Annotated in this window: 27 protein-coding genes; 6 read left to right on the forward strand and 21 right to left on the reverse strand. The window is 33.7% G+C overall.

What is annotated here, in order from left to right:
- Nucleotides 1–217: transposase (locus BLP68_RS13390; RefSeq protein ID WP_176759028.1), on the forward strand; the 217-nt coding region annotated here is incomplete at its 5' end.
- 135 nt (nt 218–352) lie between these two features.
- On the opposite strand, the gene BLP68_RS13395 is transcribed toward BLP68_RS13390, so the two are convergent.
- The 6 genes from BLP68_RS13395 to gloA form a co-directional block, all read right to left on the reverse strand.
- The gene (locus tag BLP68_RS13395) at nt 353–2,821 is read right to left on the reverse strand and encodes a methyl-accepting chemotaxis protein (RefSeq protein ID WP_091544546.1); all 2,469 of its coding nucleotides are present in this window, start codon (nt 2,819–2,821) and stop codon (nt 353–355) included.
- A 90-nt stretch (nt 2,822–2,911) separates the two neighbouring features.
- A protein-coding gene (gene prfB / locus BLP68_RS13400; RefSeq protein WP_176759029.1) for a peptide chain release factor 2 occupies nt 2,912–4,022 on the reverse strand; the annotation gives its coding sequence in 2 pieces (ribosomal slippage) (nt 2,912–3,946 and nt 3,948–4,022; 1,110 coding nt in all).
- A 14-nt stretch (nt 4,023–4,036) separates the two neighbouring features.
- Entirely contained in the window at nt 4,037–6,709 is a 2,673-nt protein-coding gene (secA, locus tag BLP68_RS13405) for a preprotein translocase subunit SecA (RefSeq protein ID WP_091544550.1), read from the reverse strand.
- 195 nt (nt 6,710–6,904) lie between these two features.
- Nucleotides 6,905–7,510, reverse strand: a complete 606-nt coding sequence (locus BLP68_RS13410; RefSeq protein WP_091544552.1) for a DUF5317 domain-containing protein — start codon at nt 7,508–7,510, stop codon at nt 6,905–6,907.
- 170 nt (nt 7,511–7,680) lie between these two features.
- On the reverse strand, nt 7,681–8,217 hold the full coding sequence (hpf, locus tag BLP68_RS13415) for a ribosome hibernation-promoting factor, HPF/YfiA family (RefSeq protein WP_091544554.1): 537 nt from the start codon (nt 8,215–8,217) through the stop codon (nt 7,681–7,683).
- A gap of 718 nt (nt 8,218–8,935) precedes the next feature.
- The gene (gene gloA, locus BLP68_RS13420) at nt 8,936–9,319 is read right to left on the reverse strand and encodes a lactoylglutathione lyase (protein ID WP_091544557.1); all 384 of its coding nucleotides are present in this window, start codon (nt 9,317–9,319) and stop codon (nt 8,936–8,938) included.
- Nucleotides 9,320–9,487: 168 nt separating this feature from the next.
- On the opposite strand from gloA, the gene BLP68_RS13425 reads away from it, so the two are divergent.
- Together BLP68_RS13425 and BLP68_RS13430 are read left to right on the forward strand one after the other, a co-directional pair.
- Nucleotides 9,488–9,706, forward strand: a complete 219-nt coding sequence (locus BLP68_RS13425; protein WP_091544561.1) for a hypothetical protein — start codon at nt 9,488–9,490, stop codon at nt 9,704–9,706.
- Nucleotide 9,707: 1 nt separating this feature from the next.
- Nucleotides 9,708–10,001, forward strand: coding sequence for a spore coat protein (locus BLP68_RS13430; protein ID WP_091544562.1), 294 nt, complete (start codon nt 9,708–9,710; stop codon nt 9,999–10,001).
- Nucleotides 10,002–10,338: 337 nt separating this feature from the next.
- On the opposite strand, the gene BLP68_RS13435 is transcribed toward BLP68_RS13430, so the two are convergent.
- The 6 genes from BLP68_RS13435 to BLP68_RS13460 form a co-directional block, all read right to left on the reverse strand.
- Entirely contained in the window at nt 10,339–10,827 is a 489-nt protein-coding gene (locus BLP68_RS13435; protein WP_176759030.1) for a flagellar protein FlgN, read from the reverse strand.
- A 4-nt stretch (nt 10,828–10,831) separates the two neighbouring features.
- Complete coding sequence (gene fliS / locus BLP68_RS13440; protein ID WP_091544569.1) at nt 10,832–11,215, reverse strand: flagellar export chaperone FliS; 384 nt, start codon at nt 11,213–11,215, stop codon at nt 10,832–10,834.
- Between the two features lie 27 nt (nt 11,216–11,242).
- Nucleotides 11,243–12,895: a flagellar filament capping protein FliD gene (gene fliD / locus BLP68_RS13445; RefSeq protein ID WP_091544571.1), complete on the reverse strand. Its 1,653-nt coding sequence runs from the start codon at nt 12,893–12,895 to the stop codon at nt 11,243–11,245.
- A gap of 27 nt (nt 12,896–12,922) precedes the next feature.
- Nucleotides 12,923–13,282 carry a flagellar protein FlaG gene (locus BLP68_RS13450; RefSeq protein ID WP_091544573.1) on the reverse strand — a complete coding sequence of 120 codons (360 nt, stop codon included), beginning with the start codon at nt 13,280–13,282 and terminating at the stop codon, nt 12,923–12,925.
- Between the two features lie 175 nt (nt 13,283–13,457).
- Entirely contained in the window at nt 13,458–13,991 is a 534-nt protein-coding gene (locus tag BLP68_RS13455) for a permease (RefSeq protein ID WP_091544576.1), read from the reverse strand.
- A gap of 2 nt (nt 13,992–13,993) precedes the next feature.
- Nucleotides 13,994–14,473: a permease gene (locus tag BLP68_RS13460; protein WP_091544578.1), complete on the reverse strand. Its 480-nt coding sequence runs from the start codon at nt 14,471–14,473 to the stop codon at nt 13,994–13,996.
- A gap of 133 nt (nt 14,474–14,606) precedes the next feature.
- On the opposite strand from BLP68_RS13460, the gene BLP68_RS13465 reads away from it, so the two are divergent.
- Nucleotides 14,607–15,449, forward strand: coding sequence for an aminotransferase class IV (locus BLP68_RS13465; RefSeq protein WP_091544581.1), 843 nt, complete (start codon nt 14,607–14,609; stop codon nt 15,447–15,449).
- 72 nt (nt 15,450–15,521) lie between these two features.
- Here the strand turns inward: BLP68_RS13465 and BLP68_RS13470 are convergent, their stop codons facing one another.
- Nucleotides 15,522–15,749: a hypothetical protein gene (locus BLP68_RS13470; protein ID WP_091544584.1), complete on the reverse strand. Its 228-nt coding sequence runs from the start codon at nt 15,747–15,749 to the stop codon at nt 15,522–15,524.
- A gap of 160 nt (nt 15,750–15,909) precedes the next feature.
- Here BLP68_RS13470 and BLP68_RS13475 point away from each other — a divergent pair, with 160 nt between their 5' ends.
- Nucleotides 15,910–16,269 (forward strand): helix-turn-helix domain-containing protein, encoded by a 360-nt coding sequence (locus BLP68_RS13475; RefSeq protein ID WP_091544585.1) that lies wholly within the window; start codon nt 15,910–15,912, stop codon nt 16,267–16,269.
- A gap of 38 nt (nt 16,270–16,307) precedes the next feature.
- Here the strand turns inward: BLP68_RS13475 and BLP68_RS13480 are convergent, their stop codons facing one another.
- The 6 genes from BLP68_RS13480 to BLP68_RS13505 all read right to left on the reverse strand — a co-directional run bounded on the left by BLP68_RS13480 (nt 16,308) and on the right by BLP68_RS13505 (nt 21,625).
- On the reverse strand, nt 16,308–17,021 hold the full coding sequence (locus tag BLP68_RS13480; RefSeq protein WP_091544588.1) for an ABC transporter ATP-binding protein: 714 nt from the start codon (nt 17,019–17,021) through the stop codon (nt 16,308–16,310).
- Complete coding sequence (locus BLP68_RS13485) at nt 17,014–17,784, reverse strand: ABC transporter ATP-binding protein (RefSeq protein ID WP_091544591.1); 771 nt, start codon at nt 17,782–17,784, stop codon at nt 17,014–17,016. The genes BLP68_RS13480 and BLP68_RS13485 overlap by 8 nt, the downstream gene beginning before the upstream one ends.
- Nucleotides 17,784–18,842: a branched-chain amino acid ABC transporter permease gene (locus BLP68_RS13490; protein WP_091544593.1), complete on the reverse strand. Its 1,059-nt coding sequence runs from the start codon at nt 18,840–18,842 to the stop codon at nt 17,784–17,786. Before BLP68_RS13490 ends, BLP68_RS13485 begins: the two co-directional genes overlap by 1 nt.
- A 3-nt stretch (nt 18,843–18,845) precedes the next feature.
- Nucleotides 18,846–19,739 (reverse strand): branched-chain amino acid ABC transporter permease, encoded by an 894-nt coding sequence (locus BLP68_RS13495; protein ID WP_207647924.1) that lies wholly within the window; start codon nt 19,737–19,739, stop codon nt 18,846–18,848.
- 80 nt (nt 19,740–19,819) lie between these two features.
- Nucleotides 19,820–20,989 (reverse strand): ABC transporter substrate-binding protein, encoded by a 1,170-nt coding sequence (locus BLP68_RS13500; protein ID WP_091544597.1) that lies wholly within the window; start codon nt 20,987–20,989, stop codon nt 19,820–19,822.
- A gap of 396 nt (nt 20,990–21,385) precedes the next feature.
- Nucleotides 21,386–21,625 carry a hypothetical protein gene (locus tag BLP68_RS13505; RefSeq protein WP_091544600.1) on the reverse strand — a complete coding sequence of 80 codons (240 nt, stop codon included), beginning with the start codon at nt 21,623–21,625 and terminating at the stop codon, nt 21,386–21,388.
- Between the two features lie 256 nt (nt 21,626–21,881).
- On the opposite strand from BLP68_RS13505, the gene BLP68_RS13510 reads away from it, so the two are divergent.
- Nucleotides 21,882–22,439, forward strand: coding sequence for a hypothetical protein (locus tag BLP68_RS13510; protein ID WP_091544602.1), 558 nt, complete (start codon nt 21,882–21,884; stop codon nt 22,437–22,439).
- Nucleotides 22,440–22,463: 24 nt separating this feature from the next.
- On the opposite strand, the gene pseC is transcribed toward BLP68_RS13510, so the two are convergent.
- Both pseC and pseG read right to left on the reverse strand, forming a co-directional pair.
- A complete protein-coding gene (gene pseC / locus BLP68_RS13515) occupies nt 22,464–23,624 on the reverse strand; it encodes a UDP-4-amino-4,6-dideoxy-N-acetyl-beta-L-altrosamine transaminase (protein WP_091544605.1) in 1,161 nt (386 codons plus the stop codon).
- A 100-nt stretch (nt 23,625–23,724) separates the two neighbouring features.
- Nucleotides 23,725–24,774, reverse strand: a complete 1,050-nt coding sequence (gene pseG / locus BLP68_RS13520) for a UDP-2,4-diacetamido-2,4,6-trideoxy-beta-L-altropyranose hydrolase (RefSeq protein WP_091544608.1) — start codon at nt 24,772–24,774, stop codon at nt 23,725–23,727.
- Between the last annotated feature and the right edge of the window lie 17 nt (nt 24,775–24,791).

Raw genomic sequence — 24,791 nt, forward strand, 5'->3', positions numbered from 1 at the left:
TAAGGCTAGAAGATTTATGAAAACTGAAAAAGGTAAGCGTTACTATAAACGCAGAAAAGAAACCGTGGAAAGAATCTTTGCTGACGCAAAGGAATTGCACGGCCTTAGGTATGCCCACTATCGTGGACTCCATTTAGTTCAGATGCAGTGTTTAATGACTGCTACTGCACAAAATATCAAAAAAATAGCCACTAAGCTATCAAAAGTCCAGGAATAATCTTGGGTTTTTGATAGTTTAGTAGCAGAAACAATTAAAAATTTCATTTAAATCAATTTACAAAGAATTTAACCACCAGATTAGATAAAATCTGGTGGTTTGTAATCAACCTCAAAAAGCCCCTAAGGGGCTTTTTTATGAGTCTTTTTCTTGATCTTCATCAGTATCATCCTGAATTTCTGTTTCTTCATCTACATCGGATAATTCTATTTCTTCTTCAATCCTTTTAGCTCCTTCAATATCTACCTCTTCAATATTTACTTCATAAATATCTGAGTCTTCAATTTCACTTTGTTCTATTTCTTGCGTTGCTTCATCTGTCGCCACAACTTCTTCAATTTCTTCTAAACCTATAGCCTTATCTTCTAGTTCTTCTAAAACTATTTCAACTTCCTTTGTTTCATCTATTTCTAGGTATTCTGCTGATGTAGCCTCTTCATACTTTGAATTTTCAACCTCTATTTCTGAAAATTCTTGGCTTTGATTGATTTCTTCAGCTTCAACTAACATTGCCGGTTCTTCCTTCACTTCTTCAGAAATAGTTTCGATTGGCTCTGTATGCTTTTTAAAATTGTCCCCATCCTTTAGTATAAATTTAGTTGTTAGCTTTTCTAAGCTCTTTATCTTTTCTCCTAAAGAAACAGTTGAATTTGTCATATGCTGTATTGATGCATCTTGTTCTTGAACACTTGCAAGAACCTCTTCAGCTCCTGCGGCTGTCGATTGAGAAACTCCTGCAACATCATTAATGGCACCCTCTACTTCTATAACCTCTGTTGAAACTTGTCCGATAATTGTCGATAGCTCCTTCATTAATGATGTAACACTATCGGTTTCCTCTAATATACTTGTAAATGAACTGGCTGTCTTATTTATTACTTGATTTCCAACCTCTACGCTTTGGATCCCCTCCTCCATAGCCACAACCGCTTTACCTGTTTCTATTTGAATTTTTCCAATAAGGTTTATGATTTCTTTAGATGCATTTCTGGACTGTTCAGCAAGCTTTCTAACTTCCTCTGCTACTACAGTAAAGCCTCTTCCATGTTCACCCGCTCTTGCAGCTTCAATTGCAGCGTTTAAAGCTAATAAATTGGTCTGATCTGATATTTGAGTTATTAATTGTCCAGCTCGGTCAATTTCCTTTATATGCTTGTCTAGCTCTGAAACAAGATTAAATGTATTTTGAGCAACAGCTGTTATTTGAACCATAGTGTTCTTTATTTCGTCTATGCTTTCCACTCCTCCACGAGCCATTAAAGAAGCATTTTCAGCTGATACCACTACAGTAGCAGCACTCTCAGTAACTCTTTTAACTCCATCCACCATTTTCACGACAGCACCAGTGGATTTTTCTACACTATCCATTTGTTCTGTTGTACCCATAGCAACATGCTCTATTGTCTTAGAAATCTCAGTAGCAGCTCTAGAGGTCATTTCGGCATTATCCATTAAATCAGATATGGAACCACTAACCTCATAAGTTGTACCAATAATTTGATTAATAATATCAGCTATTGACGATGCCATCTCATTAAATGCCATTTGTAGCTGACCTACTTCATTGTTAGAATCAACTTTTATACGTTCTCTCAAATCTCCACTTTTTATTCTATTGGCACTACTAACAAGGCTAGTGATGGGCTTTGTAAAAAATTTAGCAAAGATATAAATCATTAGGGCAGATATAACTATAAAGAATAGTGCTACAATTATATTTCTAATTAAGGTTGCTTTAGTTATTTCTAATATTTCACTTTTATCTTGTTCAACAATTACTCTCCATCCTAAGTCTCCTACACTGGCGGCTGAAATCAAAACATTTCTTCCTTCGTTATTAATTCCTTCAAGAAAGTTCACCTCACCTGAAGCCGCTTTTATAACATCCGCTGAATCACCTTGAAATACGTTATATCTACCATATGTGTACACTGAAGCAATGCGATGACCTACAACATAGCCTTCATTATCAATAACATATGCATAACCTGTTTCTCCTATTTGTACATCCTTTACCAAATCATTGATTTGATCAAAGCCTATTAAAGCAGCCATAACCCCTGCTCTGTTTCCATTGCTAGTCCTTAGGGGAACAGCAACTATAAATCCAACATCAGAACTTTGTTTATCTCCTATAGACGGAGTTATAAATAATTGACCTCCCATTGCAGCAGTAAACCACTCTTCATTAGAAACATTAGTTGTGGCTCTTCTTGCATTATCAACTACTACATCTCCATTTGTAGCTATGTATCGAAAGGATTTAAAGGCACGATTTTGAAAGGTGTAGCTATTAAATAATAAATTGATTTCATGATCTTCCATTTGGGTAAAGTCTTGGGCAGCTGCCATCAATCTAATCATTTGAGATAATGAATCCATATAAATGTCAACTTGCAACGCGATGGATTCAGAAATATTATTGTTGCTCATTTCTGCATTTTCTAGAATATTAGATGAATCAATATAGTAGCTTAATGTTGTTATGGTAATAATTGGTATAAGTATCATGATCATTGTAACTAATACCAGTTGTTTTTTTATGGTCTTTTGCTTTCCAGTGCTGATATAGCCTTCTTTATTTATTTCTTTTAATCCCTTCATAAGAAGCCTCCTTGAATAAATTTCCTAAAGTATAACATTTCGACATAATTAACAAAAAACCTTTATGAGTATACATAAAATGAAAAAAATTTAGGAGATTAATCCTAAATTTTTTCTTAAATATCCATTTATGAAGGTATCAATATCTCCATCCATAACTGATTGAATATTGCCAACCTCAATATTTGTTCTATGATCCTTAACTAAATTATAAGGATTAAATACATATGACCTTATTTGATTTCCCCACGCTATTTGACTGTATTCTCCCTGTAAATCTTCAATTCTTTCTTTTTGCTCTCGTTCCTTCAATTCAAATAGTTTAGCCCTTAGCATAGTCATTGCAACGTCTTTATTTGTATGCTGTGATCTTTCATTTTGACATTGAACTACAATCCCAGTTGGTAAATGTGTAATACGTACTGCAGAATCTGTCTTATTTACATGTTGCCCACCAGCACCACTTGCTCTATAGGTGTCAATTTTCAAGTCATTAGGTTTAATATCCACCTCTACAGATTCATCAATCTCTGGCATAATATCCACTGAGGCAAAGGAGGTGTGTCGCTTCCCGGAAGAATCAAAGGGAGAGATACGTACAAGACGATGAACTCCTTTTTCTGATTTGAGAAACCCATATGCATTTATACCTTCTATCATAAAGGAAACACTCTTTATTCCTGCCTCAGGATCTTGAAGTAGGTCTAGTATTTTCACCTTAAAGCTCCGCTGCTCAGCCCATCGAGTATACATCCTCATAAGAATTTTTGCCCAATCTTGAGCATCTAATCCTCCAGTACCTGCATGTATAGAAACAATGGCGTTGTTTTTATCATATTCACCCTTAAGCAATGTAGTCAAACGAGTCTCTTCAATATTTTCTTCTAGTGATTTTATTCCTTTAAGGAGCTCTCCTTCAAAGGAAGCTTCTCCTTCTTCAATAAAAGAAATCATTGTTTCAATCTCTTCATATGATCTAATTAGTTCTTGATAGGTTTCTACCTTATCTTTATATTGCTTTGCTTTCTTTAATGTTTCTTGAGCTTTCTGGGGTTCATCCCAAAAAGCTTCCTCTGCCATTTTTGCTTCATAATCTTGTATTAAAATCTGTGCCTGTTCAATGTCAAAGAGAAGCCCTCAATTCTTTAATTTCATCAACCATGCTTAATAATTGTTGCTTATAATTATCTAAGTTTATCATTGATTCACCTCATTTTATGATCCACAACATTTTTTATACTTTTTACCGCTACCGCAAGGGCATACCTCGTTTCTTCCCACTTCATTTTCTTTTTTAACAGTTGAAGGTCTATTTCCACCTCCATGGGTAGCTTCAATTGGTGTGGCCACTTGTTTTCTTTCAGCATTATATTCCTTTTCTATATTAAATAAATATTTTACTGTATCTTCTTGAATGCTCTTTATCATCTGCTGGAACATGTCAAAGCCTTCCATTTGATATGCCCTAACAGGATCCTCCTGACCAATGGCCCTTAAGCCTATTCCTTGTCTAAGCTGATCCATAGCATCTATATGATCCATCCATTTAGTGTCGATTACCTGTAGTAAAATAATCCTTTCAATTTCCCTCATTCTATCTGGGGTTATTTCAATTTCCTTAGCTTCATATGTTGATTTTGCTAAGCTAGTTAGTTTATCCTTCAAGGTTTCAATTGTTAAGTCTTCAATATTATCAAAAACCAATGAATCCTTTTTAAGGAAGATTCCTTCAAGATATTCAGCTAATCCAGTTAAATCCCAATCCTCTGGGTATTGAGCATCTGCTGTATAGATGGCAACCGCTTCATCAATGATTGACCCAACCATATTTAATATATGAAGATACATATCTTCTCCCAATAGAGCTTTTTTTCTTTCACCGTATATAACTTCTCTTTGCTTATTCATTACATCATCGTACTGTAAAACATGTTTACGTATTCCAAAGTTTCTTCCTTCAACCTTTTTTTGAGCATTCTCGATGGACTTGCTAAGCATACCATGCTCTATTGCTTCATCTTCCTTTAACCCAAGTCTTTCAACAAGCCCCTGCATTTTTTCGCCACCAAACAAACGCATTAAATCATCTTCAAGGGAAATATAGAAACGTGTTGAGCCTTTGTCTCCTTGCCTACCAGCACGTCCCCTCAACTGATTATCAATACGTCGAGACTCATGTCTTTCCGTACCAATTATATGGAGACCGCCTACCTCAATTACTTCCTTATTCTCTCTATCGGTTTCAACCTTATAGGTCTTATGTAGCTGATGATATAGCTCCTTTGCTGCTATTAATTCTTCATCGTTGGTTTCTTCATGGCTAGTAACCATAGAAATAATGTAATCGCTAAGGCCACGCTTTTTCATTTCTTGTTTTGCTAAAAACTCAGGATTTCCTCCAAGAATTATATCTGTACCACGGCCAGCCATATTAGTGGCTATTGTAATAGCTCCCTTTCTACCAGCTTGAGCAACAATTTCTGCCTCTCTCTCATGCTGTTTTGCATTTAATACTTCATGGGGAATTCCTTTTTTCTTTAGTAGGTGAGACAATTCTTCAGATTTTTCTATGGAAATTGTACCAACAAGTACCGGCTGCTTAGTTTTGTATTTTTCTTCTATTTCATTTACAAGGGCCAAAAATTTCCCTTTTTCCGACTTATATATACTATCGGGGAAATCCTCCCTGATAACAGGCTTATTTGTTGGTATTTCAATAACATCCATTCCATATATGGAAACAAATTCTTCTTCCTCTGTTTTTGCAGTACCTGTCATACCTGCCAGCTTCTTGTACATTCTAAAGTAATTTTGGAAGGTAATGGTGGCTAAGGTTTTTGACTCCCGCTGAATATCTAACTTCTCTTTAGCCTCGATTGCTTGGTGAAGTCCATCACTATATCTTCGACCGAACATTAATCGGCCAGTAAATTCATCAACAATAACAACTTCCCCATCTTTTACAACATAGTCTCTATCTAATTTCATTAAGTTCTGAGCCTTCAAAGCTTGATTAATATGATGGGATGTTTCCATATTTACTACATCGGAAAGGTTATCTATCCCAAAGTATTTTTCTGCCTTCTCAATACCCTCTTCTGTTAATGTAACAGTATTTGCCTTTTCATCAATATTAAAATCATCTTCTTTTTTAAGAGTTTTCACAAATTGGTCAACAACAAAGTACATCTTAGTTGATTTTTCACCTTGTCCTGAAATTATAAGAGGTGTTCTTGCCTCATCAACCAAAATACTATCGACCTCATCAACTATAGCATAATTTTGCTCTCTTTGAACCATATCTTTTTGAAATATTACCATATTGTCCCTTAGGTAATCAAAGCCAAACTCATTATTTGTACCATATGTTATATCTGCCAAATACGCCTCATGCCTTTGCTTAGGACTTAATCCATGGACTATAACTCCTACTGTTAAACCTAAGAAATGATAAACCTTACCCATCCATTCTTGGTCACGTTTTGCAAGATAATCGTTTACAGTTACAACATGTACCCCTTTACCTTCTAGGGCATTTAAGTACACAGGTAAAGTAGCCACTAAGGTTTTACCTTCACCAGTTTTCATCTCTGCTATACGTCCTTGATGTAATATAATTCCACCATAAATTTGTACAGGATAATGTTTAATTCCCAACACACGCCAAGCTGCTTCCCTTACTGTTGCAAATGCTTCTGGCAGTATATCATCAAGGGTTTCATTTGACTTTAATCTTTCTTTAAATTGTCTAGTTTTATCCTTTAACTCACTGTCGGTTAATTTTTCAAATTGCGGAGCTAATGCCTCAATCTGTTCTACTGTCTTTTTATGTTTTTTTAATTCCCTCTCACTATGGGTACCGAACAGCTTCTCAAATACATTTTTCACTGCAACCACCTCTATCCTATATTGTTGTAAGCTTATTTTACCATTTTATCATTATTTTTAGTCTAACACAATTGACATACCCTTAACATATATACGTAAAAAAAGCTGAGAAGTTTCATCTCAACTTTTATTTTTTAAATGTAATTTAAAAGTATATTTGCTCTTCACTCTTAACTCTTAACTTTCTAGCTCTTTTTATCCTCTTATTTTCCCGTAGTTATCAAACTTTATAACACCAGAGGCCTTTCGATATATTCTTGAGTTCATTACTCCTTGTATATAAAAACACAATCCAATTGATATCAATGCATCTCCAATACTGAAAATTTGTTTAATAGGATAAGCAAAGGGGATTATATATCTTTTGCCTAAGTAGTTTGTTAAAGGATATGCTTCGCTCAAAGGAATATAGTTAGGCAACAAGCCTGTGTTAATAGATGTAAGCATATTCTGAAAATCCAAGGTCTCAAGTGCTTCGATACTGATAGGTACACTACCTTGATTCAGAACAATTGCGGCAAAATTTGCAATAGCTCCAACTAAAATAAACCATATTGATTTATTATGTAGATTAAAAAATAATACTATGAATAATAGACAATATGCCAATATATACAATTTCATTCTATGTTCTATTACAATTGGATTACCGACTGATATCATAATAGAAGTAACCAGCAGTATTATAAAAGATAACAGCACCATAAAAGGAAATCTAAGAGATAAAAATCCTAGACGCTTAAATTGACCACCTCTAAGTTTCCCAGCTATCATTCCTAAAATTAAAGCTTCAAGTATCATACAAAATCACACTACCCCTCAGATTTTGAAAGTAATTTTAATTCATTTAATATTTCTATTTTTTTTTGCATTTTCCTTCTTATTTTTTAAATCTTTAAAAATCGAAATTGTTAAATAATTAAATCTATTCAATATGAAAGACGGCATCTCTGCCGTCTTTATGTATCTATCTATTCAAACTCTGGCTCTATTAAGCCATAGTTTCCATCCTTTCTTTTATAAACCACATTAACCTCATCAGTATCTGAATTGGCATAAACAAAGAAATTATGGCCTATTAGCTCCATTTGCAGAACTGCTTCTTCTGAACTCATGGGCTTGATTGCGAAGCGCTTTGTTTTTACGATTTTGGGTTCAATAAAACCTTCATCTTCCTTTAGTGCTGGTATGTTTTCAAAACGAATTGTTTCAAATTTAATATTACGATTCTCCAGTTTAGTTTTATGCTTTCTAAGTTGTCGAGACAGCTTATCTACTACCTTATCAATTGAAGTATACATGTCATCGGTAGCTTCCTCAGCTCTTAAAAGGGATCCATCAATTGGTATAGTTACTTCAATAATTTGTCTCTGTTTTTCAACAGATAAGGTTGCTTGTGCCTCCGCATCCCGATTAAAATACTTCTCGAGCTTAGAAATTTTAGCTTCAACTGAATTCCTTAGAGCATCTGTCACTTCTACATTTCTTCCGCTTACTATGACCTTCATAGTCCCAGCTCCTTTCACTTCTATATAATTTAAGCCGCATCAGCGGCCTAAAAGATATGTCTTCAACTGATGCTTTTTTATTCAATTGTATAATGTGTTATCTCTATGTTTACCCTATTTTATAAATATCAAACAGGCATGTACATTTTTTTTTTTATTTCTATACTCTTATTTAATTTTTTAAATCTTCAGCAGACTATGGAAAACCTGATCTTATATTATTGCTTAGTTTCACTTTTTTAGCTTTTAATTAGTATATTCATTTTCTATAGTTACCATGATAAAAACTTAAAATTCAAATCCTAAGTTTAATGGCATATGAATAGAATAAATTGTATTTATATGATACTATTCTGGTATTTGTTATCATTTGCAAATCTGTGGATAATATAATTCCTTGTGCATATGTTAGTTGTTTAGTTGTGGATAATGTTGATAAGTTTGTTGATAACTAATTTTACAAGGACAAGAGTTGTGTATATTTTGTTAATAAATATGGACAACCTCATTATTTATTATAAATACCCCTCCAATGAAAATGATAAACATTATTAGTTGAATAATGCCTAAAATTTTTCTATTACGACACTATTAGACATTAGCAATAATCATTACACTTTAAGCCTTCTTCCTGTTTTAATGTATTTATGTTATGGTTTTACTAACAAATAATAATATTGTCAATTTTTTGCTGATTAAAGGGCAGTCTTTACTTTTTCTAATTTGCTCTTATAACTTCAATATCGTATCCGTCTGGATCTGTTACAAAATAATATCTTGGCGGACTACCTGGAAGTCCAATTAGTTTTGTAACCTTATAGCCCATTCCTTCATGCCTTCTTTGAGATTCTTCTAAATCATCTACTGAAACTGCCACATGGCTAAATCCATTTCCTATTTCATAGGGCTTGTTTGGGTTGTAATTGTAAGTTAACTCCAATTCATACTGGCGTGCTTGGTCACTTAAAAATACTAAAGTAAATTCATGCTCCGGAAAGTCCTTTCTTCTTGTTTCTACAAACCCTAACGCTTCTTTATAGAATTTTAAAGATTTCTCTAAATCCATTACTCTAATGCAAGTATGTAGCATCTTATAATTCATTTGCTAATCCCTCCTAAACAAGTTTTATTTATTATATCATAAACTTGATAAAGCTCATTACTAGAAAGTGTAATTATTGTATTATTTTCCTTATACTATTTTCGCGAATAACTTACACGATAACTCACAAACTATCTTTGACACTAAATATTTTATTGGAGGTAAAAAATGAGAAAGCTTACAGAAGGTGAACTATTATCATTAACAGGCTTATTAAAAATGGAGAAGGATGGTTTGGCAGTTTCAAAAGCTATGCAGGCTCTAATAACAGATGAAGATTTGAAAAAACAAGCTGAATCAGGTGTTTTAGCAGCAGAGGGTAGAATAAAAGGAATTCAACAATTCATTAATGAAAATCACATTACATCAACAGGGGAGGTGCGATAGTATGACTTCTTTCTTTGCTAATAGAGTTAAAGATAATATAGATATAAATGATGAGGTAATTGCTAATAGTATGATGGCCAGTGCTGCTACTAGTGCTCAAGCATATCTGAATGCCAGTATGGCTGCTCCAACTCCAGAGCTAAAAGCAATGTATTCATCAAGCTTGAATCAAGTACTAGTAGGACATACTTCTGTTTCAGAGCTGGCTATCAAAAAAGGGTGGGAAAAACCTTATGATGCACCTAGCGAGCAATTGTCAGATGCATATAATAAATCAAAAAATACATTAAGTTAATATCAATAAAGTTAAAGGCTGAGTAGCAATTACTCAACCTTTTTTATATAATAACAAAGTAGAACTTTCTTATTATATAAAAAAGCCCTTGACAATGTCAAAAGCTTTTAAAAAATGTACATGAAGCTGACCTGGTTTTTTACCCCACACTCGCCTGCTGGAGGGTTCGCTCAGGGTTACTTTCACTACTACCCCTCTCGGTTTACCGGCAGGACTTACCTCTAAGCCGCACCATGATCAATAGTTCTTTTAACTATCTTACGTGGGTCCTTTTGCCTGCGACTGGCATGGACTTACAACCACAGACCTTCAATAGTACTCTTGTATTATATCCTATTTACCTCTTCTTATCAATAAGAATAGAGGGTGTTTCCACATATTTTCTATTATAGCTATTAGTGACTTTTTGTCCTACTTTTATGCTTTTTAGTTGTTTTTTTAGCTCATCCATATTTGAAGTTGCTCTTTGCATATTTTCCTTATCTAGCTGTCTCATTTCTTCACTAATACCCACTATTTCTTCAACTATACCTTTTAATTCTTTAAAGCCTTTAACAGGTTCTCGGCTGCACTCCTCTAATGAATCAATATTTAATAGCTTTTTAAGTACATCTAGGCTTCTTAAAAAATCGTGGTCTAATTGATTGACAATTTCAATTAAGCTTTGCTTTTCCTCAATTATTTGATTAAGACAATCAATTTTTTCATCTTGAATATCCAACAGTGATTCATTTTGTGCTTTTGTTAATGCCAGCATCTGTTGCATAATATTTAGCTTTTCATTGCATATACCTTGGAGCTCCAACACAAGTTCTTCAGATCTCATATAATCACCTATTCCCATTTTTTGCTAATTTCATAGCTTCCTTCCAGGTATCTCTAAGCTCTGTTACCATTTCCATCGCCTCATTTAATGGTGTAATATCCTTTTTGATATTTGCTTCCCGAAGCCTTTCTAATATATAAGTATAAATGGTTCTTAATCTGTCAGAAATATCATATTTCATATCTAGAGTATTATTTAATTCTTCTATTATATCCTGAGCTCTTTTTAATGCTTCGTTGGCAGAAGATACATTTTTCTCTTCAATAAATATCTTGCTCTGATTTATAAATTTTATAGCACCATTATAGAGCATTAGTGTCAGTTCTTGAGGGCTTGCAGTTTTTATACTATTCTCTTTATATTGATTATATGGATTATTCATTGCCATGACTATTTCCTCCTTGTGTTATAGACCCTATGCCCCAATACCCATTTGAGACATTAACCACATGCTTTGTTGCTGCATTGATGCCATTGCTTTTTCCATTGCGGTAAATTGCTTCCAGTAGCTGTCTTCACGTCTAGCCAGCAACCGCTCCTCGTTGGCTATTCTAAGGTTTAATTGATTTAAGTCTCTATCAATAACACTAATACTACTATGCTTTGAAACAAAATCTATTAGCATATTTGACTGTATACTTCTATAGACCCCAGCATCCTCGCCAGTACCAGAATGTCGTATAATTTCCTTCATTCCAGTAACCAGCCCATCATAGGCTCTTTGTAATATGCCAGATTGCTCCATACGATCTTTACCAGTAGAAGATGTCTCTGGAGCCTTAAAGAACATATCGAGAACTCCATCCGGATCGGTATTTATAGCAGCTCTTAACTTATTTTCATCTATAACTAGTTTTCCACCGTCTTTATAAAAACCAGTTGTAATTCCTAAGTCTGTTATACGTTCAAAGCTACCGGTAACACCCTCAACTTTTTCATACAAATTACTTCTAATGGATTGTAGAGTTCTATTAATGACCTCATCATTCCTTAAAAGCCCACTTCTAGCCTTCTCTTCCCACAGCTCTATTTCCTTATCTGACATAGAGTCCTTTTCTTCCTGTGTTAGTGGAGCATAATCTCTATAATGTTTTTCGTTTACTTTTCCATTCATTTCATCAATAAGGGCATTATAACTGTCTACAAAGGACTTAATTTTATCATAGATTCCATCAACATTAGTATGGACATTAATCTTAATTTCTTCTGGGCTAGTGGCTTTTAAATTAAAGTCCACACCATATATTGTGAAGTTATTGGTATCTTTTTCAATTGTCTCTCCATTATATAATATTCTTGATTGTACACCTTGATGTTTTACATCTCCTGTATCAGTTTCATTAATATTTACTGCACCGAAAATAGCTGATGCTAAGGTAATAAATTCTCCTGGTTCATTTGGATCTTCATAGCCTTGTGACGCACCGTCTATTTCAGTTATCTTTATATGACTTTTCTCTCCCGTTGCTCTAGAAACAATCAGTAATTGATCTAGATCCTTATCGTAGGCAGCACGAATCCCTAGTGCTCCTCCAGCATCATTAATTTGCTTTACAAAGTTATGAATATTCTTTGGTTCTCCATCAACTGGATTAACATCAATTATTACCTCTTCACCTGTATGGGTAGAAATTTTAAAACTACCACCATTTATAAATTTTAAGTCGTCGTCAAGTACAGTTCCCTTTAAGCTACCTTCACTGGTTAGCCTTGCAACATCAGCTAATTGTTCTACCTTTACAGTGTAGCTTCCATTCATAGCATCAGCCCTGGCTGTTGCAGAAACAACAGCGTTATTGGTTGAATTAGCCTGTTTTACCCAAGTAAAGCTATTGGTAGCCCCACTTCGTATTGTTCCATTTGTTGAAATATCATTAAGACCAAACTCTTTCCTTGTATTCAATATAAAATTAGCCATGCTTTTATTTACATTATTGTAGGATTCCATTCGCCATTTTAATGTCTGCTCTTGACGAAGAAATCTGTTGACTCGCATCCGTTCAGCATTCATTAACTGTTTAATCATCTGTTCTGTATCTATACCAGATGCAATACCTCCGATTCTCATCAAATCACCTCTTTCAAATTACATTATTTAGCCTCTTTTGTCTAGGAGAATACCAGCAACCTCCAGCATATGAGCAACCATGTCCAATATTTTTTCTGGTGGTAGCTCCCTAATAACCTCGTCATTGGAGCTATCAATTACCTTAACCATTACTGCTCCAGTTTTTTCATGAATCGTTCTCTCAAACTTACGGTCAAAGGGTTGAAAGCTCTTATTAGCTTTCTCAATAGCTTTATTAAGCTGCTCTTCATTATACTTTCTTTCTTTCTTTATTACCTCATCTCCAAGCCCTTTCATTTCAAATGATTTAGTTATCTCACGGCTTCCTTGCCCGATACCTTTACTAAGTGGATAGCTTACTCCACTTTGTATTCCCTCAATCTTCATGGTTGGCTCCCTCCTCATGATATTTTTATCTATTATGTTTATCGGTAAATTTAAAAGAAATGTTTAATCTTTTATCCATAAGATTAAACATTTCATAGTTTCCAAATTTAGTTTGAGTTATGCTGATTTAAACAATATATGGATTTTAGCGCTTTAATTAGTATAACAATATTAATTAAATGGAGTACATTTTTTCATAAAGCACTTCTTTTTCAGACGGTTTTACAAGCTTATCTAGAATATATGAAATAAAAACAATACTTGGTATATTTATTAATAATCTTGTAATGGCAAATTCCTTTCCTAATGCTGTTATTTCAAATAAAAACATTGGGATTTTAGTTGTTGACCATGCACCAATGAAAATGAGAACATTACTAAATTTAACTCCTTTCTTCATAAAGACTCCAGCTATTGGAAATGCCCCATAAAGTGGGCCTGCTGCTGCTGAGCCTATAAAAAAGGAAAGTAAAATACCCTTTAAACCTGACTTTTCACCCATGAATTTAACCATCGTTTCCCTTGGAACCCATACATCCAGTAACCCTAATAGAATAAATATAGGTGGAATAACCATTACCATTTCCCTAAAGCTGAAGCCCACAATGCCAACAGCTTTTTTTCCTAGTTCTAGATTAATAAATGTTAAAATAGCTAAAATTAACAAGGCTATCATGAAAAATATATATCTTCTGAAGAGTTTTTTCATTTTTACTGTACCACCCTTCCAATGATTAATGCTACTATAAATGAAAAAATAAATGCCAAGGTATTTCTTAGTAGAGTCAATTTTTTTCCAAAGTACTTGATTTCAACAGGAATTGTTACTACCCCTACCATCATTAAAGACGAAACAAAGGCCGCTATTTGCATTACTCCCGCACCATTTTGAAGCAGTAAAGCTGCCAATGGAAAAGCAACGAATCCTGGTATTAGTGTAATGGCACCGATAACAGATGATAGAATTACACCAACCCACCCAGACTGATTACCTACAAGAATACCGATTGTCTCTGGATCAATAAGAGATAACATGACTCCCACTATAACTATAACGCCTAAAAATTGCGGCAGAATATTTTCAAAGGCCTTCCATGCTTTTTTAAGAGCCATTTTAGTTTTACTCTTATCTTTATAGAAAGAAATAAGTAAAATTATTCCTACAGCTCCATATAACACTACATTTGTCATATATCTTCATCCTCTCAATTATTATTTACTTACTTTATTATACCCCCTACTAGGGGGGTGTGCAACAAAAACTATTTATAATTTAATATAATTAATGTTAAAATAAAGTTATCTTTTATGGAGGTGAGTATCAATGATTAATAAAACCAAGGATGTTGATCTTAAATATTATATATATAATGACGAGATTTTTACTGTTGAAGATTTTAATACTGATATTATAAAAAAAGCCAACTCTGTGTACGAGGTGGTACGTATTATGGATGGTACTCCACTTTTTCTCGAAGAGCATTTAGATCGATTAAAAAAATCCATTATGCTTTTAAACGCTTCTTATGAACCTCAGGTAAATAAGTTGATAGCTCAAATACTTAAGCTTACACAGATAAATAGTGTAATAAATCATAACATTAAGATAGTTGTTAATGAATTGCATACTAAGATACCAAATGTTATTTTGTTCTTTATTCCAAGTAATTATCCTAGTGAGATTCACTATAGGGAAGGTGTTAAAACAATATTATTTTCTACTGAACGTACTAACCCTAATGCAAAGGTAATAATGCATCAGCAAAGAGAGTTGCTAAATAATGCAATTGCTGAAAAGAAAGTATATGAAGCTATTCTAGTGAATACTTCAGGTGAAATTACTGAAGGAAGTAGGTCAAATATTTTTTTGGTAAAAAATAATTCACTCTATACTGCACCCTCAAAGGATGTTTTAGAAGGCATTACTCGAAGTCGTATTATTTATTTATGTAATAAAATTGATGTTCCAGTTTTGGAGTGCCCTATCCCAGTTTCTTTTTTAGATGAAATTGATGGGTTATTTATTACAGGTACATCACCTAAAATATTACCTATTTCTTCTATTGATGATAAACCATTTAAATCAAGTGAAAACCCTGTAATTTATAGACTAATGAGTGCATATGACCAACTAATCTCAGACTATATCAGAAGTACAATTATATAGAATTAAAAAGTATGAAAAAAAAGAGCTCTAATGAGCTCTTTTACAACTGCTTGGCAAATAAAAATATTACCTTTACATATCAGCATGATTTCTAAGCTTCATTGATAAGAAGATATATAGACGATTTACAAAATCGTCATAGGTTACTTCCTTCTGAAAATAAAGCCTATTGTACAATAAATCACGTTGAACTTGTTCCACTGCATCTATCCATTCACGATGACTCAGTTGAAAATTTATTTGATACGTTTTACTAATATCCTCCAACACCACCTGTTTAAAGCTGTCATAAGTTATCATATTCTCCCATCCCACCCCTGTTTTTCTATATATTACCATTATACGCTACTATTCGTGTCCAATCAACACAAATGACACTTTTTGTGTTAAATATTTTTGTGGGATATGAATTGTGCTACCATTAATGCAAGTACTTCAATAGGAAGCGAAGGTATTATTTATGAATTTTTCAGCTAGACTTAAAATATTGAGAGAAAGAAAAGGTTTACGACAAGAGGATTTAGCACTAATTCTTAATATTAGTAGACAAGCTATTAGTAATTACGAGCAAGGTACAAGATTCCCAAAGGATGAAAACCTACTTATTACAATTGCTGATTTTTTTGAGGTGTCAACCGATTATCTTTTGGGCCGAGACTATTTTCCTACTGAACTAAAAAAATTGGTAAAAGATAATGACGTTACCTATGAAGCTAGAAAAAAAAGCTTAATAAAGCAATTAACCAATAGAGCAGAAAAGCTTCCTGAGGAATTAATTCAACGATTAATATCCCTATTGGAAGCCCTTCCTAGTGACTAGATTTTATTTAAGCGCCCAAAGGGTGCTTTTTTTGCTACCTACCCATGACTTTCGCCTAAGTATGCCTTTTTGATTTCATCATCCTTCAACAATTCACTTCCAGTTCCCTTTATGGTAATGGTTCCTGTTTCAAGAACATATGCCTCATCTGCAATTTTTAGCGCTGCATTGGCGTTCTGTTCAATTAGGAGTATTGTAACCCCTTGTTTGTGAATTTCTTTTATTATATTAAAGATTTCCTTAACTATTAAAGGTGCCAAGCCTAAAGATGGTTCATCCATCATAAGCAGCTTAGGTCTAGACATAAGGGCTCTTCCTACAGCAAGCATTTGCTGTTCTCCTCCTGATAAGGTTCCTGCCTGTTGCCACGTTCTTTCCTTTAACTTTGGGAATAATTCATAAATCCACTCTAGATCTTCTTCTATTTTTTTAGTATCCTTTCGATAAAAAGCACCTATTTTCAGGTTCTCTAAAACAGATAAGTTAGAAAATACCCTTCTACCCTCTGGCACTAAAGTAATACCATTCCTAACCATGTTTTTAGTTTCCTCTTGAAGCAGGTTCTTTCCTTGGTAAGTGATACTACCGCTTTTAGCTTTGGCTAATCCAACAATAGCCTTTAAGGTAGTGCTTTTACCTGCACCATTTGCCCCTATTAGTGTAACAATTTTACCTTCCTCAACATTAAGAGTGATTCCCTTCAAAGCCTCGACATAGCCATAAGCAACACAAAGATTCTCTATTTTAAGCATCCTCACTCACCCCCAGATAGGCTTCAATAACACGTTGGTCATTTTGAATCTCATAAGGATTACCCACAGCAATAGTAACTCCATGGTCAAGTACGTAGATACGATCAGAAATACCCATAACCACAGACATATGATGTTCAATCAAGAAAATTGTTAGTTCAAATTCATCTCTAATGTCTTTAATAAAGCTTGTTAGGTTATCTGTTTCACGTGGATTCATTCCTGCGGCAGGCTCATCCAATAGTAATATTTGAGGATTAGTTGCAAGTGCTCTTGCTATTTCTAAACGCCGCTGCATACCATAGGGTAGATTTTTTGCCTTGTCTTCTTTAAATGAAAGTAAATCAAGCTTCTCTAGCAAAAACAAGGATTTTTCCAGAATACTTTTCTTTTCTTTTTTATATCTTGGCAAATGCAATACAGCCTCGAAAATATTCGACTTCAAATGAAGATGGTTAGCAATAAAAACATTATCTAAAACACTTAGCTCTTTAAATAGCCTAATATTTTGAAAGGTTCTAGCAAGTCCTTTTTTAGTAATTAAATGGGGCTTAGCTCCAGTTATATCACTCTCGCCCAAAAATATTCTACCGGATGTAGGAGCATATACACCAGTAATCATATTAAATGCAGTAGTCTTACCTGCACCATTTGGTCCTATTAATGCAACAATTTCGCCTTTATTAATCTCAAGATTTAATTCCTTAACAGCAGTTAGGCCACCAAATTTCATAGTTATGTTGCTAGTATTCAATAATTCCATTAGCGTCCCACCTCCCGCTTAAGGAAAGAGGGTCTTTTTCTAAGCAAAGCAAAGAGTCCATCCCAGCTAAACTCATTTGTTCCCATTAATCCATTTCTAAAGAAGATAACAACAATCATTAAAAGACTAGAAAAAACCACCATCCTAAGCCCAGGTATACCAGGCAAGCGGACAAAACCTAAATTAATGGATTCATCAAGAACTCTTAGGTATTCCAGACCACTGGTGACAACAAAAGCTGAAATTACTGTACCAGTAATACTGCCCATGCCACCCAGTACAATTATCAGTAATACATTAAAGGTAAGTATAAATCTAAACATTACAGGATTAATAGCACCAAGTAGATTTCCTAAAAGGCCCCCTCCTACTCCTGCAAAAAAGGCTCCAATAACAAAGGCAAGCATTTTATGTCTAAAAAGACCAATCCCCATGCTTTCAGCAGCTATTTCATCTTCTCTTATGGCCTTTAATGCTTTGCCATAGCTACTATTTATAAGAGACAGCATAAAAATAATAGTCAAAGCAGCTAACCCAAAGCTCCACCAAAGGTTTGTAGTATTTGGTATTGATTTTAAACCAAGGGCTCCATTTGTAATATTTTGTGTATTTGTAAATACAATACGTATAATTTCCGAAAAGCCTAGTGTAGCTATTGCAAGATAATCTCCCCTTAACCTCAATACAGGTGCACCAATTATAAAAGCCAGTATAGCAGCCATAATTCCTCCAATCAGTAAAGCCGGCAGAAAGGGAACTGTTACATTTTCCAACCATGGTACAATAGGCTGAAGAAAGAAATTTTGATTTTTTACTGCCGCTGGCATGGTAAGTAGGGCTGTTACATAGGCACCAATAGCCATGAATCCTGCATGTCCTAGGGAAAACAAACCTGTGAAACCATTTATTAAGTTCATACTAAGACCTAATATGGTATATATAGCGCATAGGTTTAAGATCCTAATTTGATAGGAATCAAACCGTGAATTAGCAAACATAAGAAATAAAATTAATACACTAATAGATATGATAGTTAATATAATGTCTCTTTTTTTCATAGTCTACACCTTCTCCGATATTTTTTCACCCATAATTCCTGTAGGCTTCAATAACAGTATTACAATCAGCAAAACAAAGGCAAAGGCATCTCTGTAGCCGGTTAACTGAGGTAGCATTGCCACCAGCATAATTTCACCAATTCCCAAAATAAATCCACCAATTACTGCACCATAAATATTGCCTACACCACCAATTACTGCTGCAATAAAGCATTTTAAGCCTGGCATTACACCCATAAAGGGTTGAATTTGTGGGAATTTCATTCCCCACATAATACCACCAAAGGCTGCTAAAATAGAACCAATGCCAAAAGTAATTGTAATTGTTCTGTTTACGTCTACCCCCATTAGTCTTGCTGTTTCATGATCCTTTGACACAGCCCTCATAGCCATTCCTGTTTTTGTTTTGTTAACAAGGTATAATAATGAATACAATAACATAATTGTTGCAACTGGTATTATAAGTGTTAACCGTTGTAGTGAAACTGTACCAATTTTAATTACATCAGTAAATATTTGAACTGTTGGAAAGGCCTTTGGTCTTCCACCAAATAAAACAACAGCTAGATTTTGCAGAAAAAAAGAAGCTCCTATAGCGGAAACCATAACTGTTATTCTAGGTGAATCCCTTAAGGTCTTATAAGCAGCTCTCTCTACAAGCATGCCCAGCATACAGGTAATGATAACTGTTACTATAAATGAAACATACCAAGGCATAGCAAAGATTGCTACTCCATAGAAGGCAAAATATAACGACATCATAAATATTTCACCATGGGCAAAATTTATTAATCGTAAAATTCCATACACCATTGTATAACCGATTGCAATCAGGGCATAGAGACTGCCCAGTGAAATACCATTGGTAAGGTGCTGCATAAACAAGCTAAAACTCATAGACATTCCACCACCTCATAGATATTGTAAATCATAGTATGCTTCCTTCCATAACAGAAGGAAGCATACCATTTTTTGTGTTATTCTATTGGTTCAATTGTGTCAAGATATACAAATTCACCATTTCTAACTACTTTTATAACTGCACTCTTTACTGCATCACCATTTTCGTCTAATGTTATGATTCCTGCTGCTCCTGGGAAATTTTTAGTTTTAGCAATTTCATCTCTTATTTTTTCTGGATCTGTTGATCCTGCTCTTTCAATTGCATCAAGTATAACAAGGTAAGCATCATAGCCAAGAGCTGTTACTGCTGCAGGTTCTTTACCATATTGCGCTCTATATTCCTTTAAGAATATTTCTGATTCACTGGTAATTGGTACTTCTGATGTAAAGAATGTAGAGAATACTGCCCCTTCAACATCCTGCTGTCCAATATCAATAAACTCAGGAGTTTCCCATGTGTCTCCACCGATAAATGGAATATCTATACCTAATTGCTTTGCTTGCTTAATAATTAATGCAGACTCTGTAAAGTTTCCTGGTGCAAATATAACATCTGGATTTTTTTGACTTATATTTAATAACTGTGATGAAAAGTCTTGGTCACCAGTATTATAATTTGTTACCTCCAAGATAGCATTAGCATCACCTGTTAATTCAACAAATGCATCTTCAAAGAATTTCGCCAATCCAACTGCGTAATCATTGTTAACCTCACGGATGATGGCTACTTTTCTTGCACCAAGGTTGTTATAAGCATAATTTGCCATAACGGTTCCTTGGAAAGGATCAAGGAAACAAACTCTAAAGTAAAAATCGTTATCTAGTGTAACAAGTGGATTGGTGGCGGATGCAGCAACTGCAGGTACCTTCTGATTTCTAACGATGTCACCTGCTGCCATTGAATATGAGCTCCCCCAGCTACCTATTATAGCAACAACCTTATCTCGTTCAACAAGTCTAGCTGCTGCACTGGCTGCTTCAACTACATCTGACTTGTTATCTGCAATAACTAATTCAACCTTTTTTCCTAATACTTCTGGATATAGCTTGTTTGCCAATTGAGCACCTTCAACCTCCAAGGCTCCCCCAGCAGCATTGGCTCCTGTAATGGGCTCAAATACACCAATTTTGATAACATCATCATCAGTAGTGGCTCCACCGCCAGTAGGTGCTTTTTCGCTACAGCCTGCCAATAATGCAAACATCATAACAAGTACTATTAAGAAACATATACTCTTTTTCATTCTTTCTCCTCCCTTTTATATGCTACATTCATCTATATATTCCCTAAAAGTAAAGGGGAATATAACACTACCATTTATGTGTGGTGCTTACTATTAAAAACAGCCTCGATAGAAGACTGTTGTTGAATGTATTTAAATTTGAAACCTTGTGGTAATATTATGTAAAAAATATATTATATGGGTTAAAATTAATATACGGGAAATTTTTTTTGTACATACTATATGTACATTTGTCCATGTAATAATAATAATATTATTATAATACAAATCTATTTATTTGACAAAGGATTTTATTCATATAATTCTAAAATTTAGAACAAAAAAATAATAGACTGCTTAATAGTCTATTAATCTCTTATTGTCTTTTTAATTATTAACTTTATTTGTTGGATGAAATTAATCTAATTCACCTTTTACTAGGGATACCTTGTTGTCCCTTATATATTTTAATACTATTCTTCCATCTACACCTGTAGCTTGAGTAACTTCTACTAAGCTCACTCTGTGGTGAGAGCTTATATAGTCTCTAACTTTTTTATAGGGACTATCTTCTTTTTCTGTAGAGCAGTTGTCACAAATCTCTCCATCTCTGCTTCTGAAAAGTTCTCCACATATGGAGCAGTTTACTAATTTCATAGAGTTTACACCCCTCTCCTACAGTTTATCGGTTTACCCAGTAATTTTATGTAATTTATGGTAATTAATGTGGATATAGCTTTTTATATAATACGTGCTAATTATGTTTTTTGGGGGTATACAAAAATAATTATACTTTAAATAGCAAATATAAAATACATAATTATACTCTAAGTTTGTCCTTCTTAACTGGTAATACAGGCATATTTTTAAAGCTCAGTTTATATATTTATGTTAAAGGAAAGCAGGTGTTGAAATGGATGAGAAAATTATTTGCATTCAGTCTAGTTTCAAAGGCATTATAGGCAGTTTATTGTTTTTACTTTTTAAGCTTTTAATAACTATAATTACTTATTCTTTTTTTATAAGAATAAAGAATAATATTTTTCATAGGTATAATATGGGTTTTAGAGACTCTCTAGTGAGTCCATTAGCAACCAAGCTATCTTTAACAGATTTTGCATTATTGAACCTTTCCTATATAGCCATAGCATTACTGATTGCATTTTTAGGAGTATTACTATACGAGATTTTATCACTATTAATGGAGTCCCACAACCGTACAACTTTTGATTGTATTAATAACAAGATAATTATTAATAAAAGCATCTCTCTAGTTACAAGAATAGATGAAGTGAATTTGTTTTACAAGGTTATCTTGGTAAGAGTCAGTCAAAACTATCTTCAAAAGTTATTAAACACAGGAAATTTATATGTTGAGTTGTTGTCATTAAGTGAAATAGACTTTCACATTACCGTTGTGGAAATAAAATATATTGAATCTCCCTTTGAGGTGAAGAAGCAGTTGATTTAGCAAATAACTGTAACCTGGTTTCTTTTATTTTAAGTAATAGTTTATTACTTTAGACACTACATTTATCACATACTCTATATCTGTATCTGACATTTTCGGGAACAAAGGTATAGTAATAATGCTCTCATATAACTTTTCAGCAGTTGGACATAATCCCTTAGTATATCCCATTTGTTGATAATATGGAAAATAATATACTGGAATATAATGAACGTTAACACCAATATTCTGAGCACGTAAAGCATCAAATATTGCTCTTCTATTTGCTTTTAATTTCTCTAGTTCTAGTTTTATTATATATAAGTGCCAGCTGGAATTTGTATTTTGCTCCTGGTATGGAATTACAACTCCTTCTAGTCTATTTAAGGCTTCATTATATCTTTTTATTATAGCTCTTCTTCTTAAAATAAAATCATCTAGTTTTCGTAGTTGGCTTATTCCTAAAGCACATTGGATATCAGTAATTCGATAATTATACCCCAGCTCCAACTGTTCATAGTACCAAGGGCCTTCCTCTTTATTATGTAATAGTTCACTATCTCGTGTAATTCCATGGGTTCTAAACAATTTAAGCTTATTATAAAGGCTTTTATCATCAGTAGTAATTACTCCACCTTCGCCGGTGGTTATATGCTTAACTGGGTGCAGACTAAATTCTGTCATATGAGCTATAGATCCAATTTTTCTTCCTTTATAATCTGCTCCTAGTGAATGGGCGGCATCTTGAATCACTATCAAATTGTGTTCATTGGCAATAGCCATAATCTCATCTATTAATACAGGTTGTCCAGTAAAATCAACAGGGATTATCGCCTTTGTCTTCTGTGTAATTTTTCTTCTAATATCTGCGGGATCAATGTTGTAGGTATTAGGGTCTATATCTGCGAATACAGGGGTAGCACCTTGATATAAAATGCAGTTGGCTGATGCTGCGAAGGTCATAGGTGTTGTAATAACTTCATCTCCTTCACCTATTCCAGCAGCAAAACAAGCAGCATGTAATGCCGCTGTACCGTTGGCTAAAGCTACAGCGTACTTTGCTCCAACATACGTAGCGAATTTTTTTTCGAACTCTTCTATTTTAGGACCGGTTGTTAAATAGTTTGACCGTAGCACCTCAACTACTTCCCTAATATCATCCTCATCTATCCATTGTTGACCGTAGGGTATAAAGTTTTTTGTCATAATAGCACCTTCTGTTTATTTATTTAAAAAGAATGTTTATAATATAATTTAAATACTAAGTCTATTAATCCTATCTTCTCAAATAATTATTGTTAACAATCTATTTGAGTAGTGAACTATAAATTTTTATAATTTCAGATGCACATCTATTGGTCCCTTCTCCATCTATAATACGCTGTCCTAACTGAGACATTTCTTTTCTCTTAAAATAATTACTTAATAATTCTTCAAATACTTCTATAAATGTAGCATCTTGTAACTTGTTACCATCACCTAGGTTTTTAACAATACCTTTTTCACTAAATACATTAGTGGGTAATATTTGATTATAAGCTTGTGTTATCACAATGGTGGGGGTCCCCACTGCAGCCAATTCATAAAGGGTTATGCCACCTGCTGAAATAGCAATATCACTTATAGACATCAACTCAGCCATATTATTTACATTATAGTGTAAAGATACTTGTGGTATTTTCTCACTAAGTTCTTCTAAAACCTCTATGTTTTGAAATGCACTTCCCAAAACTACGTTTACTATTAAGTTTTTATCTATTTCGTTAATTAACCTAACTATTTTGGGAGTTAAGTTAAGAGGATCAGCCCCACCCATTGTTATTAAAATATTTTTTACGCTTTTATTTACTATTCTTTTTTTACAATTTTTAAACTGATCTCTTAATATTAAATACTTAGTGCCTAGTAATGCTCTTTGATTATACTTTTCTAAATCTTCTACTAAAGAGTCTGCATAGATACTCCCATTAATAATTAAATCTGCTTTTATATTCATGTTTCTTAAGTTATCTAATATAACAACAAATTTACTTATCTGCTTCAATCCTTTAATATATTCTCCATCAATATTAAAGGAATCTCCTATGAAAATATCAATCTTTTCTTTATCAATTATCGAGTTAATTTGGTTTACTTCTTCTGAAATTTCTAACCTAGAATCAATACCAACAACCTTATAATTATCATCCTTTAATATATCTAAGACTTCTCTTACATCTCTTGTTATATAGATTATTTTACAGTTCTTTTGAATTAATTTGTCTCCTAATGCTATTGTTCTTGTGATATGACCTAGTCCAATTCTACTATTGCCATCTGCTCTTATAGCTACGCGTACATCATTATTAACTAGCATATTTCATCAAACCTCTA

The sequence above is a fragment of the Alkaliphilus peptidifermentans DSM 18978 genome (assembly GCF_900101495.1).
Taxonomy (GTDB): domain Bacteria; phylum Bacillota; class Clostridia; order Peptostreptococcales; family Natronincolaceae; genus Alkaliphilus_C; species Alkaliphilus_C peptidifermentans.

Bases quoted from the DNA above. Each gene is read 5' to 3' on its own strand.
- BLP68_RS13395 (WP_091544546.1), bottom strand. From the start codon at position 2,821: ATGAAGGGATTAAAAGAAATAAATAAAGAAGGCTATATCAGCACTGGA.
- BLP68_RS13410 (WP_091544552.1), bottom strand. From the start codon at position 7,510: ATGATACTTGAAGCTTTAATTTTAGGAATGATAGCTGGGAAACTTAGA.
- hpf (WP_091544554.1), bottom strand. From the start codon at position 8,217: ATGAAGGTCATAGTAAGCGGAAGAAATGTAGAAGTGACAGATGCTCTA.
- gloA (WP_091544557.1), bottom strand. From the start codon at position 9,319: ATGAATTATAAGATGCTACATACTTGCATTAGAGTAATGGATTTAGAG.
- BLP68_RS13425 (WP_091544561.1), top strand. From the start codon at position 9,488: ATGAGAAAGCTTACAGAAGGTGAACTATTATCATTAACAGGCTTATTA.
- BLP68_RS13430 (WP_091544562.1), top strand. From the start codon at position 9,708: ATGACTTCTTTCTTTGCTAATAGAGTTAAAGATAATATAGATATAAAT.
- BLP68_RS13435 (WP_176759030.1), bottom strand. From the start codon at position 10,827: ATGAGATCTGAAGAACTTGTGTTGGAGCTCCAAGGTATATGCAATGAA.
- fliS (WP_091544569.1), bottom strand. From the start codon at position 11,215: ATGGCAATGAATAATCCATATAATCAATATAAAGAGAATAGTATAAAA.
- fliD (WP_091544571.1), bottom strand. From the start codon at position 12,895: ATGAGAATCGGAGGTATTGCATCTGGTATAGATACAGAACAGATGATT.
- BLP68_RS13450 (WP_091544573.1), bottom strand. From the start codon at position 13,282: ATGAAGATTGAGGGAATACAAAGTGGAGTAAGCTATCCACTTAGTAAA.
- BLP68_RS13455 (WP_091544576.1), bottom strand. From the start codon at position 13,991: ATGAAAAAACTCTTCAGAAGATATATATTTTTCATGATAGCCTTGTTA.
- BLP68_RS13460 (WP_091544578.1), bottom strand. From the start codon at position 14,473: ATGACAAATGTAGTGTTATATGGAGCTGTAGGAATAATTTTACTTATT.
- BLP68_RS13465 (WP_091544581.1), top strand. From the start codon at position 14,607: ATGATTAATAAAACCAAGGATGTTGATCTTAAATATTATATATATAAT.
- BLP68_RS13470 (WP_091544584.1), bottom strand. From the start codon at position 15,749: ATGATAACTTATGACAGCTTTAAACAGGTGGTGTTGGAGGATATTAGT.
- BLP68_RS13475 (WP_091544585.1), top strand. From the start codon at position 15,910: ATGAATTTTTCAGCTAGACTTAAAATATTGAGAGAAAGAAAAGGTTTA.
- BLP68_RS13480 (WP_091544588.1), bottom strand. From the start codon at position 17,021: ATGCTTAAAATAGAGAATCTTTGTGTTGCTTATGGCTATGTCGAGGCT.
- BLP68_RS13485 (WP_091544591.1), bottom strand. From the start codon at position 17,784: ATGGAATTATTGAATACTAGCAACATAACTATGAAATTTGGTGGCCTA.
- BLP68_RS13490 (WP_091544593.1), bottom strand. From the start codon at position 18,842: ATGAAAAAAAGAGACATTATATTAACTATCATATCTATTAGTGTATTA.
- BLP68_RS13495 (WP_207647924.1), bottom strand. From the start codon at position 19,739: ATGAGTTTTAGCTTGTTTATGCAGCACCTTACCAATGGTATTTCACTG.
- BLP68_RS13500 (WP_091544597.1), bottom strand. From the start codon at position 20,989: ATGAAAAAGAGTATATGTTTCTTAATAGTACTTGTTATGATGTTTGCA.
- BLP68_RS13505 (WP_091544600.1), bottom strand. From the start codon at position 21,625: ATGAAATTAGTAAACTGCTCCATATGTGGAGAACTTTTCAGAAGCAGA.
- BLP68_RS13510 (WP_091544602.1), top strand. From the start codon at position 21,882: ATGGATGAGAAAATTATTTGCATTCAGTCTAGTTTCAAAGGCATTATA.
- pseC (WP_091544605.1), bottom strand. From the start codon at position 23,624: ATGACAAAAAACTTTATACCCTACGGTCAACAATGGATAGATGAGGAT.
- pseG (WP_091544608.1), bottom strand. From the start codon at position 24,774: ATGCTAGTTAATAATGATGTACGCGTAGCTATAAGAGCAGATGGCAAT.